The following is a 17,221-nucleotide window of genomic DNA, read 5'->3' as shown; positions in this document are numbered from 1 at the left end:
TGAACCCGGCGCGGCGAGTTGCCCCGCCGCGCTTCCGGTTACGCGCATCCGATTCCGTCCACCCGGTACGCGCCGTCCTGCCCGAGGCGTGCCTCCGGCGAGAGCAGCATGTCGGCCTCCAGCTGCCGAACCCGCGTGGCCGGTGCGCCTTCTCCGCCGAGCCTGCGATCCGCGGGACGCTCGTACAGCGGCGCGCCGCCGCACATCGCCTCCACGAACCGCTGCCGTCCGGCAAGGTGACGCTCCTGCGCCCTGCGCTGGTACTCCTCGCGCCGCCCCGGCTCGATGGCCTGGATGAACGCCTCCGGGTGCACGATCGCCAGCAGGCCGTTCACATGGCCGAAGCCGAGCGAGGTGACCAGACCGGCCTTCAGCGGAAGGCGATCGCCCAGCCGCAGCGGTTCGCGCACCCAGACCAGGTGCGGGTACGGCCGCATCTTCTCGTCGACGCAGTCGAGGCTGCGGTTGGGCGGGATGACGCCCTGCTCCAGCACCTGGCACAGGCCGATGAGCTGGAAGGCGGCGGCACCGCCCTTGGCGTGCCCGGTGAGGGTCTTCTGCGAGACGACGAACAGCGGAGCACCGTCCGAGCGTCCGATGGCCGTCGCGAGGCGCTCGTGCAGCTCGGACTCGTTCGGGTCGTTGGCCGCCGTCGAGGTGTCGTGCTTGGACACCACCGCGATCTCGTCCGGGGTCACGCCGAGCTTGCGCAGTTCGGTCGCCAACCGGGACTCCGTCCCACCGCGACCGGCGCCGAGCGCACCCAGACCCGGAGCCGGGATGGAGGTGTGCACGCCGTCGGCGAAGGACTGCGCGTAGGCCACCACGCCCAGCACCGGCAGGCCCATCTCCAGCGCGACACTGCCCCGCGCCAGGAGAACCGTTCCGCCACCCTGCGATTCGATGAACCCGCCGCGGCGGCGATCGTTGGCGCGGGAGAAGTAACGGTCGCTGATGCCCTTGGCGCTCATGGCCGCCGAATCCGCGGTGGCCGACATGTCACCGAAGCCGACGATGCCCTCGATCCCGAGATCGTCGTATCCGCCTGCCACGACCAGATCGGCCTTGCCGAGCCGGATCTTGTCGACACCCTCTTCGACCGACACCGCGGCGGTGGCGCAAGCCGCCACCGGGTGCACCATCGCGCCGTAGCTGCCCACGTAGGACTGCACCACGTGCGCCAGCGCCACGTTCGGCAGGGCCTCCTGCAGGATGTCGTTCGGGCGCGGCTCGCCGAGCAGGTTGTCGACGTAGAGCGAGCGCATCGAGGACATGCCGCCCATGCCGGTGCCCTGCGTGTTGGCGACCAGCGAGGGGTGCACCCAGCTCAACAGCTCCGCGGGGCTGAACCCGGAGCTGACGAACGCGTCCACCGTGCACACGATGTTCCACAGCGCCACGCGGTCCACCGAGGCGGCCATATCGGGCGAGATGCCCCAGATGGTGGGATCCCAGCCGGTCGGGATCTGGCCGCCGACGGTGCGCGACAGCTTGGCCCGGCGGGGCACGCGGATCTCGGTGCCTGCTTTGCGCGTCACGGTCCAGTCACCGGAATCGGCGACCGGCGTGATCACCGTGTGCTCCGGATCGGCGGCGTGGAAGGCGCGGGCCTCGGCCTCGCCGCCCACTGTGAACGACAGGTCCTGGTCGAGGAAGACCGAGGTCATCAGGGGGGCCGTGTTGTCGGTCATGGCGCCGTCGTCTTCGTAGCGGCGCACACCGCACCGGGCGACCACGGCGTCGTGGTAGCGCTCGGCCAGCTCGTGCTCCGGCACGTAGTCGCCGGAGGCGGTGTCGTACCAGCCCGGCTTCGGGTCGTTCTCCCAGCTGACCATGCCGGTGGTCCAGGCCAGTTCCAGCACGCCCGCCGCCGACAGTTCGTCGGAGACCTCCATCTCGAAGCGGGTGCGCGCCGAGCCGTACGGGCCGAGCTCGCCCGCGCCGACGATGACCACCATGTCGGCCGGATCCGCGCTCACCTCGCCCCACTCGGGCACGGGCACCGCGGAGGTAACGGTCGGCGGCGCGGGCAGCGCCGCGATCGTGCGACCCGTGTCGGCGTCGGTCCGCGCCTCCGCCTGCTCCGCGGCCTGCTTGGCCAGCGCGGGCAGATCCAGCTTGGCCCTGGCCAATCCACCGGTCAGGTCGATCTGCTGCGGTCCGCTCACGGTCACCTGACGGGCCCGCGAGGTGCACCATTTGAGCAGCTCGTCGGCCATTTCGGTGGTGGACCAGGTCTGCACGCCCGCCTTCTCGACCGCCTCGACCATCGGGTCGTTGTGGCCCATGAGACCAGTGCCGCGCACCCAGCCGATCAGCGCGTGTACCAAGGTGACGCGGGTCGACCACGACTTCTCGGCCCGCCACTTGGCGACCACGGCGTCCAGCGCCGCCTTCGCCTCGCCGTAGGCGCCGTCGCCGCCGAACAAGCCGCGGTTGGGCGAACCCGGCAGCACCACGTGCAGTTGCGCGTCCACGTCGTGGTCGGCGCCCAGCTTGGACAGCCCGCCGATCAGCCGTTCGACCGACCAGAGCAGCACCCGCATTTCCATTTCGGCGCGCGCGCCCGCGTCGGCGAGGTCACCGGCTACTCGCGGCGCCGCGAACGGCAGCAGCAGCGTCGGCGTCATCGCGTCCTTGATTTTGACCTTGGTGCCGCCGGCGTTCTCGACCTGCTCGGTGCCGATCCAGTCGATCAGCGCGTCGATGTCCTGGTAGGACGCCATGTTGGCGGGCACGACCCACAGGGCAGCGCCGTGGCGGGCGTTGTCACGGTAGAGCTTCCGGTAGAAGCGCAGGCGCTCGTCGTTCAGCGCCGAGGTGGTGACAACCACCGTGGCTCCGCCGCTGAGCAGCCTGCCGGTCACCGCCGCGGCGATGGACCCCTTGCTCGCTCCGGTGATCACCGCGATGTCCGAGGACCACAGGCCGGGCTCCTCGGTGCTGCGGGCCGCCTCGGCGATGCGCTCGTACAGCCCGGCGAGCACCGAGCGCGCCTCGTGCATCGCCCGCTGCCGCCACCAGTTCGCCTGCGCGGCAACGGCTTCGCCTGCCCCGATGAACCCGGTGACCGGCCCGTTGCCGCTGCCGGCGTCGTCGGAAAGCCAGAGCCGGGCCAGATCCTCGCGCGCCGTGGCCCACCGGTCGTCGAGCAGCACCGCCTTGCGGGCGTCGAACGCGGGCGCGACCAGACGCGGCCAGTCCGAACCGAGTTCGGCCGACACCAGATCGACCAGGGAGTCCTCGGTCGTCTCCGGCGCGGAGACCCGCTCCGACAGCCCGAGCTGTTCGAGCACGACGCGCGCCGCCGTTGCCAGCACGCCGTCGCGTCCGGTGATCTGTTCGGTGAACTCACCCAGTGCGGCGGCGTCGACGGTCGCACCGCCACCGCCACCCGCGGAGGGCAGCGACACCGCGACACCGCGGCGGGCCGCGACCGCCTGCACGGCGGCGTCGATGGCCGCGTCGACCGACGCGGCGTCACTCAGCGCACCGGAGACCAGTCCGCCCAGGTCGCCGCCGCGCACGCTGGTTCCTTCCCTGGTACCCAGCGACACTTCCGCGGTCACGTGACTGGCCCAGCCGTCACCGAGTTCCCAGACCTTCTTCACCCGGTCGGTGATGGCGGCCGGACGCTTGCCGGACGGGCCGAACACCTTGCGCAGGTGATCGCCGATGGCGTCGGTGAGCACCGTGCCGAAGGGACGGTAGGTGCGGGCCAGCCGCTCCACCGTCGCGGACAGCGCGCCCATGTCGGCGTCGGCCGCGCCGTCGATCGCGCCGAGCGACAGCTCGGAGCCGAGGTCGACGAGCAACTGGTTGCGGCGGGAGGACACACCGTCGCAGAGGCCTTCGATGGTGTCCACCGGACCGATCTGGTCCAGCCGCAGCTTGGTCCACAGCGCGATCAGCACGCGGGTGGCGTCGGCGGCGGTGAACGCGATGTCATCCGGTCGCGGGCCGCCCGAAGCCGGGGCGGGCGCGGCGACCGGGGCGGCGGCGACGGCCGCTGCCGCAGGCGCGGCGGCCGCAGGCTCCTCGACAGGCTCGTCGATCGGCGCGGGATCGGTGTCGGTCGCGTAGACGATCGCCGCCTCGCGCTCGATGTTGAGCACCTCGACCTTGGCGCCACCGAAAGCGGGCAGCTTCAGCGTCTGGCTCGCCAGGTTGGCGACCGTCGGCGTCGCGCCGAGACCGATCTCGACGAACCGCTCGATCCCGAGGCCGCCGTCGGCGACGTCGGTGAACAGCAGGTCCTGCGTCTCGATCCAGCGCACGGGGCTGGCGAACTGCCAGGCGAGCAACTCGACCAGCACCACGCGGCACAGCTCGGTCGGCCGAGCCGCCCAGCTGTCGAAGTCGGCCAGCACCGCGGCCAACGGCTCGGACGGCACCAGATCCGCGATTTCCTGGACGAATGCCCGCTCCAGCGAGAACGGCTTGGGCACCAGGTTCGGGATGTAGCGGCCGACCAGCACCTCCGGGCGCAGGTCCACCGGCAGCAGCTGTTCGAGCTTCTGCCGGAATTCCGGCACACCCTTGCGCAGCACCGTCGAGTGGAACGGCACGTCGATGCCGGGGACCAGGATGAACGCCCGCTTGCCACCGAATTCGGCGCGGCGGCGGTCGATCTCCTCCTCCAGCGCCTCCAGTCCGGCCACCGTGCCCGCGATCGCGTACTGCGACCCGCGCAGGTTCAGGTTGACCACCTCGAGGAATTCCCCGACCCGGTCACCGACTTCCTTGACGAAATCGACGACCTCCGCGTCGGGCAGCCCGATCTGCGAGGGCCGGATCGCGGCCATGCGGTAGTCGCTGCGCCCCTGCGCGTCCCGCGGCACCAGCTCGTGCATCGCCGAACCGCGCTGGAACACCACCTCGAGCACCGCCTCCAGCGGAAGCACCCCGGCGACGGCCGCGAGCGCGTTGTACTCGCCGACCGAGTGGCCCGCGAGCATCGCGCCCTCGACGAACGCACCGGCCTCGCGCAGTTCCGCGACCTGGGCGACACCGAGGGTCGCCATGGCGACCTGGGTGAACTGGGTCAGGTGCAGCACGCCATCCGGGTGCCGGTGCTCGACGCCCCGCGCCTTCAGGTAGGTCGGGTTGTCCCGCACCACCGCGAGGATCGAGAAGCCGAGCGCCGCACGGGTGTGCTTGTCCGCGCGCTCCCAGATCTCCTTGGCCGCCTTCGACCGGGAGCGGGCGTCCAGCCCCATCCCCTTGCGCTGGATGCCCTGTCCGGGGAAGGCGTAGACGGTCTTGGGTGCGACGGTGCGACCGGTCGCGGTCATCACCAGCTCGCCTTCGGTCCGGCAGGAGACCTCGACGATCTCGCTGCCCGCGTCGACCGCGACGCGCTCGACGCGCACGTCGATCGCGGCGCCGGGGCGGACCATGCCGAGGAATCGGGTGGTCCACGCGGTCAGCGACCGCGCGGGCGCGGAACTGTCCGGATCGACCGCCGACACGACGTGCTGAGCGGCCGCCGACAGCCACATGCCGTGCACGATCGGGCTGCCGAGCCCGGCGAGTTTCGCGGCGGATTCGCTGGTGTGGATCGGGTTGTGGTCGCCGGAGACGGCGGCGAAGGCGTGCATGGTGCGCGGGGCCACGATCGTGACGTCGCGGCGACGCCTGCGCGGAGTGTCGGTGGCCGCGTCGGACACCGTGCCCGCCGCGCGCGGCGGATCGGTGAGCTCGCCCGCGCCGTTGCGTCCGCGGATCGCGAATCGCTCGGTGAGCGTGGCCAGCACCGGCATCGACATCCCGGTCTCCGGCTTGTCCAGCATGGCCGTGATCCGCACGTGCACCTCGACGACGCGGCCGAGGTCGGTGTCGAGGGTCTCCCCGGCTTCCGCGCGCACCGCGAGCACGCTGGTATCGGCGGGCAAGTCGCCGGCCAGGTGCACCTGGTGGTCCAGGTGGACCAGGTCGAGCATGCCTTCGATGACGCTCTCGCCCTTGGCGGTGCGGGTCGCGCCGAGCACCGCGAACACAGCGGGCCAGCAGGCGCCGACCAGCACGTCGGGCACGGTACGGCCGAGCGTGCTCAGCGTAGCGGGCAGACCGGAGCCGGTGACTCCAGCGTGGTCGGCGATCAGATCCGGTGTCCAGGCCAGGTTCACGTGCGCGACCTTGCCCTTGACCTCCGGGAGATCCTGCCCCGCGGCGACCGCGAGCAGCGCGCTCATGGCCGAGTCGGCGTCGGCCTCGGTGACGACCGGGGCACCACCGTTGTAGACGGAGGTCGGCACGGTGATCCGGATGCGCACCGCCTTGCCCGCCGCCAGCGGAACCGTCAGCTCCAAGTAAGCGTGCTCCGGCTCGGGGCCGGTGGTCTCGACCAGTGTCGCGCCGCTGGAGGGATGCACCGCGCCCTGGCCGTCGACGACCCATTCGGACAGATCGCCGAGCCGATGCACCGGGCTGATCGTGGTGCGCCCGGCCCACTGGACGTCCGGTGCGGCGAGCACGGCGTCGATCGGGCCGCTGGTGACACCCGCTGTGCGCCGCGCGTCCACCGCGGCGGGCGTCACGCCGTCACGCACCAGGGAGTACGCCGTGTCCTGTTCGAAGCGGTCGAGCAGTTCGCCGACCGGCTCATCGACCCGGGTGATGCCCGCGACCGAGACGGTGCCGGGGATGACGCACACCTGATCGGCCGAGTAGCGCGGATCGTGCGCCTGCCACAGCGAATCCGAGCGCCACCAGCGGCGCACGTCGGCGTCCACGACCGGCACGAAGTTCACCGGCTTGCCGGGGGTCTTGCACAGCGACACGAAGAACGGGACGTCGGCCGGGTGCAGCAGGGTCTGCGCCGCCGCCGGGTAGGCGTCCTTCAATGTGCACAGCGCGGCGACCGGGTCCTCGAAGTCCTCGTCGCCGGCGAACAGCGTGGGAATCTCGCCGCGGTCGGCCGGATGCAGCCGGGATTCGGTGCGGCGCATCATCTCCGCGAACCGGTCGCGCCAGGTGATGTCCAGCCACACCGAGCGGGTGGCCTCGGCGATCGCTTCGCCCAGATCGCTGCCGCAGTCGAAGTCCTTGCGGCGGTCCAGTCCCACCGCGAGCTCGACGTAGCGCTCCAGCCAGTCTTGGTAGGTCATGGTGACCAGGTCGCCGAAGTAGGGCTTGGCGGTGGCGTTCAGCGCCGCGATGATCTCGTCCCGGCGTGCGGCGACCGCGTCGGCGTCGCCGGCGACCTCGTCCAGCAGGCGGCCGGTGCGCGAGGCGGCGTTGTCGATCTCGTGGATGTCGGCGCCCAGTTGGCTGCGGCCCGAGGCCATGCCGCCGGACGCGGTGCCCGCCCCGACCCAGTCGGGGGTGCCGGGCGTGTCCACCAGCAGTTGCTTGACCTCCGGCGCGGTGGTCGCCTCCAGCGTGGCCATGGCCGCCGTACCGACCAGCACGCCGTCCAGCGGCATCACCGGATAACCGTGCCGCACCGCCCACCGGCCGGTGAGGTACTCCGTCGCGCGCTCGGGGGTTCCGATGCCACCGCCGACGCACACCACCACGTTGGCGCGGTTGCGCAGCTCGGCGTAGGTGGCCAGCAGCAGATCGTCCAGGTCCTCCCAAGAGTGGTGGCCACCGGCCTTGCCGCCCTCGATGTGCATGATCACCGGGTAGTCCGGTACCGCGTCGGCGATCCGCAGCACGGCCCGGATCTGGGCCACCGTGCCGGGCTTGAACGCGACGTGCGGGATGCCGACCTCGGTGAGCTCCTGGATCAGCGCGACGGCTTCCTCCAGCTCCGGGATGCCCGCGGTCACGATGACACCGTCGAACGGGGCGCCCGCCGAGCGGGCCCGCTGCACCAGCCGCTTACCGCCCAGCTGCAACTTCCACAGGTAGGGGTCGAGGAACAAGGAGTTGAACTGCACCGAACGCCCCGGGTGCAGCAGCTTCTTCAGCTCGGCCACCCGGTCGGCGAAGATCTGCTCGGTCACCTGTCCACCGCCGGCCAGCTCGGCCCAGTGGCCCGCGTTCGCCGCGGCCGCGACGATCTTCGCGTCGACCGTGGTCGGGGTCATGCCCGCGAGCAGAATGGGCGAGCGCCCGGTCAGCTTGGTGAACGTGGTCTCGACCACGATGCGCCCGTTGGGCAGCCGCACCGGCCGCGGCGCGAACGCCGACCACGGCGTCGCCGGCTCCGGCGCCGCACCCGGGGTGAGCAGGCTGCGCTGTCCGGCACGGGTGGCGGCCGCGATCATGCCGAGACCGGTGCCCTTCAACGTGCCCCCGGTGACCCGCGACAGCAGATCGCCCGGGCCCAGGTCCAGAATCCATTGCGCACCCGCGGAGATCACGCCCTCGACGATGCCCACCCAGTCGATCGGATCGACCAGGATCTCGCGCGCCAGCCGGCCCGCCAGCTCGGCGTCCAAGCCGCACTGGGTGGCCCAGCTGCTCACCAGGTCGACGGTGTCGGCCAGCGCGGGGTGGTGGAAGGCCACGTCGACGGCCACGTCTTCGAAGACCGGAGCGAACACCGAGCCACCGCGCACCTTGGTGTCGCGCTCGCGCGCCTGCTCGTCATGGATCTGCGCGCACCGCTGACGCACCCGCTGCAGCTGCGCGGGCGGGCCGGAGAGCACCGCGCGCCGACGACCGTTGCGGATCGAGACCACCACGGCCGCGGCCGGATCGGCTCCCTCGCACACCTCGGCCACCACAGCGCGCAACTGCTCGGGATCCACATTGGATACCGCGACCATCGGCGAACGATCGCCGACCGGCATCAGTCCGCGCCGACGCGCCACCAAACCACCTGCCGCGCCGATCATCTGGGCCACCGCGAGCAGTTCCGCGTCACGCGCGCCGCCGGCTTCGACCGCGGCCGCCGCGAGCAGACCCTGCGAATGCCCGACGATCGCCACCGGCGCGTGTTCGGCCGGATCCAGACCTTGCAGCCGCAGCGCGCGCACGGCCGCCACCTGGGTCAGCAGCACACCGGGCATGGACACCGCGGCCGAGCGCAGCACCCGCTCGGACGGAGCCGCGGAGATCTCGCCCTCCTCAGTGTCGGCGAGCTCGTTCTCGAGCATCCAGCCGATCGGGTCGAAACCGACGGGGCGCACCACAAGCAACTGTGCCGCGACCGGCTCGAGCAGCGTGGCCGCCTCATTGACCAGCGCGGTCAGCTCCGGCTCCAGCGCGCTGTCGCGCCCGATCTCCTCCAGCTCGTTCAGCCACTGCGCACCCTGCCCACCGAAGGCGAGTGCGTACGGCTCGCCGCCGAGCAGACGATCCAACAGCGGCGACCGCGCCGAGCCCGACGCGGCCTTCCCGGCGGCGGCAACCGCCTTCGTGCTCTGTCCGGCCTCGGCCTTGGTGCTCTCGTTGATCGTCAAGACGCTTCGACTTCCTTCTCCATGCGACATGCCTCGGCGACACGCCGGTCCCTACCGGTTCACGAGTGATCGCGGGTGATCGGCCTGATACCGGCGAGGATGGCACAAAATCATGAGGAAATCCTCACGTTTGCCCCCGCGTGTGGCCGTTACTTTGGGGTATTCCGGTACACACGTACTAGAATCGCGGGGAACATGACTGCGCCTCATGTTTGAACCCCCTGGTCCATCGGGTTACCAACGCGTAGGAAACATGAGTGCCCCTCATATTGAGGGTTACTGAATCGTTATAATCCCAGGTAAGGTTACTGACGAGTACGCCACACCCTCCCAATGCTGCGTAAAGGACGAAACGCCCGGTAGAGTTTGGACGGTCGTACCATCAAGCGCGAGTGGCGAAATTGGCAGACGCGCCAGATTTAGGTTCTGGTGTCCACGGACGTAGGGGTTCAAGTCCCCTCTCGCGCACAGATTCCCGTCAGATGTGACACTTTTTCGTGCCGCGTGTTGGAGTGCACTCTCACACACGGAGGCTGACCAGTGGAAACATGCTCTGACCTGCCTCGATTCTTGGCCAGATCTGCCACTTCGCGACAGTGGTGACCCTCTCGGAAAGTTCGCTGGCACCGCCGCCGGGGGTGGTCAGCGGTGATCGCGCCGGTCATCCCGCCGCAGTCGCCGTTGCAGGAACACGTTCACGGACCGCTGGTCACGAACCGCGTGGTCCGTCCCGCCCATGGCGACCTCGTCTACGGGCTCTGCTGTGTCGGGAGGCCGGATCCTCGACAAGATCACCTTCACCGCGCTGGGCTGGCGTCCGGGCATACGTCTTTCCGAACATCCGGAACAATCAGCATCTCTCGACCTTGGGGCCGATTATGTCGTGACCGGCGAGCTTCCCCACGACCAGCGTCCGCACCTGGTCACCTGGATTGCGCGGCGCGGTGCCAGGCGGCTTCGAGACGGCGGTGTGGGCGTCAGCGTTTCTTGGAGACATGCATGATGATCCGGGCGGTGACGAAGGCTTTGCCGTCGGCGTCGAGGACATCGACCGGGACGAGGAGTTCGGTGGGTTCATCGCCGAACTCGGGGATGGGGTCGAGTCGGGCGACGGCGGTCACTGCGGTGGTTGCCTTGGATTTGTATTCCACGGTCATGCCGACCGGGATCCACCGGTGGGTGGCCGGGATGGTGGCGTCGGTCATCATGCCGCCGGCGAGCTCGGCCATGTTGCAGGAGGCGATGGCGTGGTAGGTGCCGAGGTGGTTGTGGACGCTGCGGCGGTTGGGCGCGCTGACTCGGCACATTCCTGGTCGCAGCTCTTGGAGCAGAGGGTGCACACTGCGGAAATAGGGGGCTTTGAAGCACAGCGCCTGGGTGAAGAACCAGTTGCCGAATGGCAAGCGTTGCAGTGTGTTCCAGAGCGCGAGGTTGGTGCTGCCTGGCTGGTCCGTGGTGGTTGTCATCGACGGTCTTCCTCGGTTCGAGCGGTGTCAGCGCAGTGCCGCGGTGACGGCGCTGTACATGGTGGTTTTGATGGCGGCGAGGGTGGCGGGGTTCTTGCCGAGGATGGGGGTGAGCCGGTCGATGGCGGTGGTGAGGACCGCGGATTCGGCAGCGGTGGCGTCGACGAGTCCGGCGGCCAGGGCATCCGGGCCGGTGAACCGGTGGCCGGTTGTCATGGCGGTCACGGCGGCGTGAGGGCTGAGCTTGGCCTGGATGAGGGCGGCCATGCCGGGGGTGAAGGGAATGTTGATGTCGACCTCGGGGAAGCAGTAGTAGCCGCGGTCCTGCCGCATGACGCGGTAGTCGTGGGCGATGGCCAGCATGGCCCCCGCGCCGAAGGTGTGGCCGTTCACCGCGGCGATGGTGGGCAGCGGAAAAGTGAGGATTCGGACGAACAGTTCCTGGACGCGGCCGACGTACCATTCGGCGCGGTCGCCGTTGGCCATCAGCCAGTCCAGGTCCAGGCCGTTGGAGTAGAACTTCCCGTCTGCGGTGGTGATCAGGCCCTGGGCGTCGCGTTCGACGGTGTCGAGGTGGGCGTGGACGGTGTCGAGCCAGTCCGGGGAGAACCGGTTCTCGTCGTCGCCGAGGTTCAGTACGGCGATCTTGTCCTGGTAGCGCAGGTTCGCGGTCATGGTGTGGCCTTTCACTTCGTTGTGGGGGTGCGGGGGACCAGAGGGACGGCCAGTACCGCGCGGACCGCGGCTGCAAGGCGTTGACGCACCGCGGGATCGGGGTCTCGGCGGCCGCGCAGCAGCAGCGCGGTGGGCAGTTCCACCACGCATTCACGGATGACGCCGACGGCCTCGCGATCGGCGCGGTCGAACACACCGCGCGACAAACCCACGAACAGCTCGATAAGGGTCTGATCGAGCTGGCGTAACTCCTCGGCGATGTCGTCGGGAAGCTCGCTGGAACCGAGGAGCTCCTCGCGGGGCACGGTCAGCAGGAAACGCCCCGAGACCGGCTGCTGGACCAGGAATTCGGCAGGAGTGTCGGCAGCGGCGACGACTGCCTCGATCACCTCCTCGCGGGAGCTACCCGCGGCCAGTGCCCGATCCACGGCCTCGCGCTGCAGAGTCAGGAAACGCTGCGCGGCGCGCAGCCAGACCCGGCCCATCAGCCCGGCGCGGGAGCCGAAAGCGTGATAGATCGCGCCATTGGACACCGAGGCGGCCTCCGAGAGCGCCCGGACAGTGACCGCAGCGGGTCCGGAGTCGACTGCCAGCTGTTCGGCAGCATCCATGAGTGGATCCAGAGCGTGCACACGAGGGCGGGGCATGATCGAAGCATAACAGAGCTCTTGCTCTGTAACTCACCGGCCGGGTGGTCGATGTGGGATTTTCGCAGCTCAATGACCCCTCGGCGGTTCAGTGGGAGCTCGGTGACGCGACTCACCCAATAAGTGGAGCCCGTGCTCTGGTTTAATTATGGAGCATTTGCTCTCATATATGGACATCATCGCACTGCGATTCAACATCTCGCTCAACGCGACGACCTGGTTCTTCGGCATCGCGGTGCTGTTGTGCCCGCCGACGGCCTACTTCCTGACCTACCGGATGTGCCTTGGCTTGCAGCGCGGCGATCGCGCGTTACTCGCCCACGGCATCGAGACCGGCGTGATCAAACGCCTGCCGCACGGCGAGTACATCGAGATGCACCAGCCGTTGGGCCCGGTCGATGACCACGGCCACCCGGTTCCGCTCGAGCATCAAGGCGCCCCGGTACCGAAGAAGATGAACAAGCTGGGGTCGGCGGGCAAACCCGGACCGGGTTCGTTCCTCCGCCCGATCCGGCGCCCGAAGCGGAGCGTCTCCTGACGACCGAGCACACCGAGGAACGCAGGCAACTGGCCGTTCTCCGGGAATACCAGCTGCGCCGCGACGGCGAACGACACGACCGATGAGACTGCGCCGTGTCAGGCACGCCGAAGACTACGGACTGCTGGTCCCTGCGGCCACCGTCGCCAGCGAGTTCGCAGGGCAGGTCGTAAGAGACACTCTGCGCGCCCACGGGATTCGTTCAACTGTGGGATGGACCGACCGGCGCGGTCGACGCCATCGCCTGCTCGTTCTCGTCTCCCCCGAGGACGCCGTCCGCGCCTACGACGTGATCTGCGCCCACACGAGCCGGCCTGAGCCTTGAAGGTGTCCGCGGTGAATTCACGACGGACGGGAGCCGGTGGTCATCCCTGGTTTGGGCAGCTCCGGCAGTGGTAGTGCGTCTGATGTCCGCTATCTCGGATCCTCGGAGAGGAGAAGAAGATGAGCCGGGTCAATCCCATTCAGGTGCAGAAGTATTTGTCCGGCGTCGATTATCCGTGTGATCGTGACGGGATCGTTTCCGCCGCGAAGGACAATGGTGCGGACGAGAACGTTCTCGATGCTCTCGAGTCGATGCCCGACCGGACCTATGACGGTCCGAACGCGGTCAGTAAAGCCGTCTCGTCCGCCTAGGCGCAACCTGCGGCTGGAGTCCGCTTTCATCAACGGTTGATATGTAGCGGACGGCTGATGTAGCCCGAATGCCGCGTACAGCCCCTCCGGCAGTGTCTGTACTACCGCGACCGCGACTTACTGTCCGCGCCGTGCACCTCGGTGTCGGCGTCGTCAGGGCAGACCCCGCCGGAAGGGTCGGGGGCGCGAACGAGCAGTCCGCGTTTGCGCACCTCGGGCAGGGAGAGGGTTCTGTAACCGAAGTCGTCGAAAAGGACAGTGATGCGGTCCTGTTCGGCGGACAGGACGACGCCGCAACCCCATTGTTCGTGGCGAACCCTGCTGTCGAGCGGGAATTCATCGGTGCCGCGGGCGCGGCCGGAGGCGGTGCCCGCATCGCAGGTGTCGCAATTGCCGCACGGTTCGAGCAGTTGCTCGCCGAAGTACCCGAGCAGGTAGCGGCGCCTGCAGTCGGTGGTTTCGGCGTAGCCGCGCAGCATCCGCAGGCGAGAGGTAATCAGCGTTTCGTGCGCGGTGGCGGCATCGCGGGCCAGATCGGCCGCGTCGTCGGGGGTCAGGTCCGCATCGAAGGCGAGGCGGCCGGACCCGGTTGTGGTGAGAGCGCCGGCCTGTTCGAGCAGGTTGACCGCGCGCGTGCGGCGGGCGGGCGCCGCGTCGACCTCGTCGGCGAGTTGCTTCGGCGGAATCGGGTGATCGTGCCGCGCGAGTGCGCGGGCGACCGCGTCGACGGTATCGGTGGGCGGTTTGCTGGTGGTGAGGAACCGCTGCAGGTTCAGATCCTCGGGCCGATAGAACAGGATGGTCTCGGCGGGGTCGCCGTCACGTCCGGCCCGGCCGATCTGCTGGTAGTAGGAGTCCAGCGAGTCGGGCACCGAGGCGTGCGCGACGAACCGGACATCGGGCTTGTCGATGCCCATCCCGAATGCGGAGGTCGCCACCACCACGTCCACCTCGCCGTTCAGGAAATCCTGGTGCACCCGTTCGCGGTCGGCGGTCTTCATCCCGGCGTGGTAGCCCGCTGCCCGCACACCGGCCGCGTCGAGTTCACGGGCGTAGCGATCGGTGTCCTTGCGGCTGGCGGTGTAGAGGAGACCACATCCGTTCCGCGGGTCGCCGGCCAATTCGCGGATATGCGCGATGACGGCGTCGTGCTTGTCGGATTCGCTGGTGAACCGGCGCGCCGCCAGGTGCAGGTTCGGTCGATCGAAGCTGGCGATCACCTCGCGGTGATCCAGCATGCCGAGCCGGGTCACGATGTCGCGGCGCACCGGCGGCGCCGCGGTGGCCGTCAACGCGATCACCCGCGGGTGCCCGAGACGTTCGCACATCGGACCCAGACGCAGATAGTCGGGCCGGAAGTCGTGGCCCCACGCCGAAACACAGTGGGCTTCGTCCACCACGAACAGAGCGACTTCGAGCGCGGCCAACGCCTCTACCAGCTCCTCTTTGGCCAACTGCTCCGGAGACAAGAACACGTACTCGGCGTCGCCTCGGCGCAGGGCGTCCCAGGCGTCCCGGCGCTCGCCGCGGCTCTGTGCGGAGTTCAGTGCCACCGCGCGGGGAGCTCTGCTGTCCTCGATGCCCTCCATCTGGTCGTGCTGCAACGCGATCAAGGGGGAAACCACCACCGTCGGACCGTCCACCAGCAAGGCTGGTACCTGGTAGATCGCCGATTTACCCGCTCCGGTCGGCAGTACGGCCAGCACGTCGTGCCCGTCGAGCACGAGCTCCATCGCCGTCAACTGTTCGTCCCGCAGCCGTGGCAACCCGAAGATCTCCGCCGCCAGGCGCCGCAGCTCACGACCGCGCCGATCAGAGTCCGTCATAAGCAGAACACCGTTTCGAGGTCATGGGCGTGGGTTGATCCGCTGCCAGCGGGGTCGCTCGGAGCGCATGGCGGCGGCGCATCGGCGGCACAACGCGAGCCGGTGATCACCGGTGTCGGCCAACCACTGCGCTTCACCCCAGGGCACATGGGGGAAGCGGGCCAAGTGAGCACGGGACAACGGCACGCCGCACAGGGTCTGGTTGGTGCCACGCACCCAGGCGTGGGTGTCGCCACCGGGGTAGCGAATGCCGTCCTCGCCGGTCCACCGGCTCGAGGCGGCCACCGCCAATTGCGCGGGTCTGGGCATAGTGGTCGCTTTCCCGGAATCCCATGGCGGAAACTGCGGTATCCCCCTGGCGCGGCGTCCACGAGCGGTATCGGGACGGCTCGGCACCGGCGACGAGCCGTCCCGACAGCACGGCGGGCACAGAACTCGGACCGACCGGTTGTGTGTTTTGCGGCGTGAGTGGGCACCCAGACCGCATGGGCGGCGAAGACGCTGACAACACCGAACGGAACCGCTCCCCTCGTCCGCGCTCGGTTTCCACGGCCGACGACCTCCCCCGGTCTTCGGTGCGGCAGGGCCGGCAAGTCGGTGGGACCAAACTGCCCACCCTGCGGCGGCTGACCGAAATCGCTCGGCTCATCGAGCGCACGGACTCGACGGTATATCTGCGTTACTCCCACGGCCCGGACCGGGACCGTGAGGCAGGTGGAAGCCGCGACTACGAGGCCGACCACGACATGCCCGGTCTCTCGGTCAGCACCATCGAGCCCGAGGATTGGTGGACGCGCACGCCCGTGGAGTGGATCGCGCGCAGGATTCGGCAGTACGCCGACCTGGGCGCGGAACAAGACCGTTATGCGTGGCTGTTGACCGGCCAGGTCGCCGGGGCCGGACCCGATCACGAACCTCTGCTAACCGGTATCAAGCCCCTGGCTCGATTGAGTCCCGATGTGATCGCCGAAGCCGCCCGGCTCTACCACGAACGGTTCCACGTCGGTCGCGACTCCACGCAGGAAACCCATTCGTAGCGATCACCTGATCAGGCGCGTCCGACGAGGTCGGGCGACCGCTGCCGGGCTTCGTGCGATACGGCAGCACGAACATGTACAAACCGGTGCCCATGAGCACGAAGAGCGGGGGCAGCGGCAGGTAGAACACCCAGAGCGCGGACTCCATCATTCCCAGCGCTGCGGCGACGAAACAGACGACGACCGTCGCCGTGAAGAGGAGGGACATCCAGCGGTGCAGCTGCCGGTGCCACTAACGGGCGTCCGATCAGGAAGGCGCCGATCAAGCCGCCGAAGAAGACCCGGGGCGAGTTGGGAAACGGGCGTGATGCGGGCGAACGAGTCGCGCACGAAACCGAGCACCGCGAGCCCGAGGTAGGTCATGATCACACGATCACGCCGAATACCACCATGGACTGCACAAGACGCGCGGGCAGCCGGCCGGGCGGCTGCCCGCGGTGGCGAACTGCGGCATGTCGGTACCGAATACGCCGACGACGACGCCGTAGGCGGCGGAGACGATGATCATCCCGGCCGCCATCGACACATTTCGGGGGAGATACGTCAGTTTTACTCGGCCGCATATCATCTCGCGTACCCCGTGAGGAAAGATGTGGCGCATGACCGCTTCTCGAGTGTTTCGTTCGTTGTCGCGTACCCTGCCCGCGGTGCTAGCCGCCGTCACCTTCACCGCGACCGTCGGCATCGCGACCACACAAGCCCTGCCCGACATTCCCTCGTTGCCCGGCCCTGTGCAGCGCCTGCAGATCCAGCCGGGCAAGAACAGCACCGAGGCCAATGGCAATGTCCTCAAAGGTAAGTCCGACAGCTACTCCATCGCCACGGTGCCGGGGCAGCGCCTGAGCTTCGACGTGTCCTCTCCGAACGGCAACGCCCGCGTCTCGGTGGCCCCGCTGATCGGGCCGATGGTCGCCACCGAGGTTCCGCACGCCGATCTCGTCGCCGACGGCAATGACTACCAACTCCTCGTGTCCTCCGCCGACGGCACTGCGACCGGCTACACCCTGACCGTCACCGCCTCCTGACGTTTCCGATTCCCA

The 17,221-nt window shown here is 69.0% G+C and carries 10 protein-coding genes, 1 tRNA gene and 1 pseudogene; 5 read left to right on the top strand and 7 right to left on the bottom strand.

The window, feature by feature from the left end; genetic code table 11:
- Positions 1-38 precede the first annotated feature (38 nt).
- On the bottom strand, positions 39-9,356 hold the full coding sequence (locus tag M8859_RS25630) for a type I polyketide synthase (protein ID WP_249644922.1): 9,318 nt from the start codon (positions 9,354-9,356) through the stop codon (positions 39-41).
- Between the two features lie 386 nt (positions 9,357-9,742).
- Between M8859_RS25630 and M8859_RS25625 the strand changes: the two genes are divergently transcribed.
- Positions 9,743-9,824, top strand: a tRNA-Leu gene (locus M8859_RS25625).
- Between the two features lie 509 nt (positions 9,825-10,333).
- Here the strand turns inward: M8859_RS25625 and M8859_RS25620 are convergent.
- The 3 genes from M8859_RS25620 to M8859_RS25610 are packed head-to-tail and all read right to left on the bottom strand — an operon-like array spanning position 10,334 to position 12,144.
- Positions 10,334-10,822, bottom strand: a complete 489-nt coding sequence (locus M8859_RS25620; RefSeq protein ID WP_195071529.1) for a hotdog fold domain-containing protein — start codon at positions 10,820-10,822, stop codon at positions 10,334-10,336.
- 27 nt (positions 10,823-10,849) lie between these two features.
- Entirely contained in the window at positions 10,850-11,497 is a 648-nt protein-coding gene (locus M8859_RS25615) for an enoyl-CoA hydratase-related protein (RefSeq protein WP_159924196.1), read from the bottom strand.
- 11 nt (positions 11,498-11,508) lie between these two features.
- Positions 11,509-12,144 (bottom strand): TetR/AcrR family transcriptional regulator, encoded by a 636-nt coding sequence (locus M8859_RS25610; protein WP_159924198.1) that lies wholly within the window; start codon positions 12,142-12,144, stop codon positions 11,509-11,511.
- 172 nt (positions 12,145-12,316) lie between these two features.
- Between M8859_RS25610 and M8859_RS25605 the strand changes: the two are divergent.
- Positions 12,317-12,768, top strand: a pseudogene (locus tag M8859_RS25605) (cytochrome bc1 complex cytochrome b subunit); the annotation flags it as partial.
- Positions 12,769-13,126: 358 nt separating this feature from the next.
- A complete protein-coding gene (locus M8859_RS25600; protein WP_195071530.1) occupies positions 13,127-13,318 on the top strand; it encodes a DUF2795 domain-containing protein in 192 nt (63 codons plus the stop codon).
- A gap of 101 nt (positions 13,319-13,419) precedes the next feature.
- Here the strand turns inward: M8859_RS25600 and M8859_RS25595 are convergent, their stop codons facing one another.
- Positions 13,420-15,144, bottom strand: a complete 1,725-nt coding sequence (locus M8859_RS25595) for a RecQ family ATP-dependent DNA helicase (protein WP_195071531.1) — start codon at positions 15,142-15,144, stop codon at positions 13,420-13,422.
- A 21-nt stretch (positions 15,145-15,165) separates the two neighbouring features.
- Positions 15,166-15,453 carry a hypothetical protein gene (locus M8859_RS25590; protein WP_159924204.1) on the bottom strand — a complete coding sequence of 96 codons (288 nt, stop codon included), beginning with the start codon at positions 15,451-15,453 and terminating at the stop codon, positions 15,166-15,168.
- 176 nt (positions 15,454-15,629) lie between these two features.
- On the opposite strand from M8859_RS25590, the gene M8859_RS25585 reads away from it, so the two are divergent.
- A complete protein-coding gene (locus tag M8859_RS25585; protein ID WP_249644921.1) occupies positions 15,630-16,181 on the top strand; it encodes a DUF6098 family protein in 552 nt (183 codons plus the stop codon).
- Positions 16,182-16,554: 373 nt separating this feature from the next.
- Here the strand turns inward: M8859_RS25585 and M8859_RS36955 are convergent, their stop codons facing one another.
- Complete coding sequence (locus M8859_RS36955; protein WP_283780040.1) at positions 16,555-16,689, bottom strand: hypothetical protein; 135 nt, start codon at positions 16,687-16,689, stop codon at positions 16,555-16,557.
- 91 nt (positions 16,690-16,780) lie between these two features.
- Between M8859_RS36955 and M8859_RS25580 the strand changes: the two genes are divergently transcribed.
- Positions 16,781-17,206, top strand: coding sequence for a hypothetical protein (locus M8859_RS25580; RefSeq protein WP_159924206.1), 426 nt, complete (start codon positions 16,781-16,783; stop codon positions 17,204-17,206).
- Positions 17,207-17,221 lie beyond the last annotated feature (15 nt).

It is taken from the genome of Nocardia sputi, from assembly GCF_023501985.1.
Note: the sequence above shows the minus strand (reverse complement) of the source record. Positions and strands in the feature narration are given on the sequence as shown.

Coding starts and splice junctions, on each gene's coding strand:
- M8859_RS25610 (WP_159924198.1), bottom strand. CDS start 12,144: ATGCCCCGCCCTCGTGTGCACGCTCTGGATCCACTCATGGATGCTGCC.
- M8859_RS25600 (WP_195071530.1), top strand. CDS start 13,127: ATGAGCCGGGTCAATCCCATTCAGGTGCAGAAGTATTTGTCCGGCGTC.
- M8859_RS25620 (WP_195071529.1), bottom strand. CDS start 10,822: ATGACAACCACCACGGACCAGCCAGGCAGCACCAACCTCGCGCTCTGG.
- M8859_RS25590 (WP_159924204.1), bottom strand. CDS start 15,453: ATGCCCAGACCCGCGCAATTGGCGGTGGCCGCCTCGAGCCGGTGGACC.
- M8859_RS25585 (WP_249644921.1), top strand. CDS start 15,630: ATGGGCGGCGAAGACGCTGACAACACCGAACGGAACCGCTCCCCTCGT.
- M8859_RS36955 (WP_283780040.1), bottom strand. CDS start 16,689: ATGATCATCGTCTCCGCCGCCTACGGCGTCGTCGTCGGCGTATTCGGT.
- M8859_RS25580 (WP_159924206.1), top strand. CDS start 16,781: ATGACCGCTTCTCGAGTGTTTCGTTCGTTGTCGCGTACCCTGCCCGCG.
- M8859_RS25615 (WP_159924196.1), bottom strand. CDS start 11,497: ATGACCGCGAACCTGCGCTACCAGGACAAGATCGCCGTACTGAACCTC.
- M8859_RS25595 (WP_195071531.1), bottom strand. CDS start 15,144: ATGACGGACTCTGATCGGCGCGGTCGTGAGCTGCGGCGCCTGGCGGCG.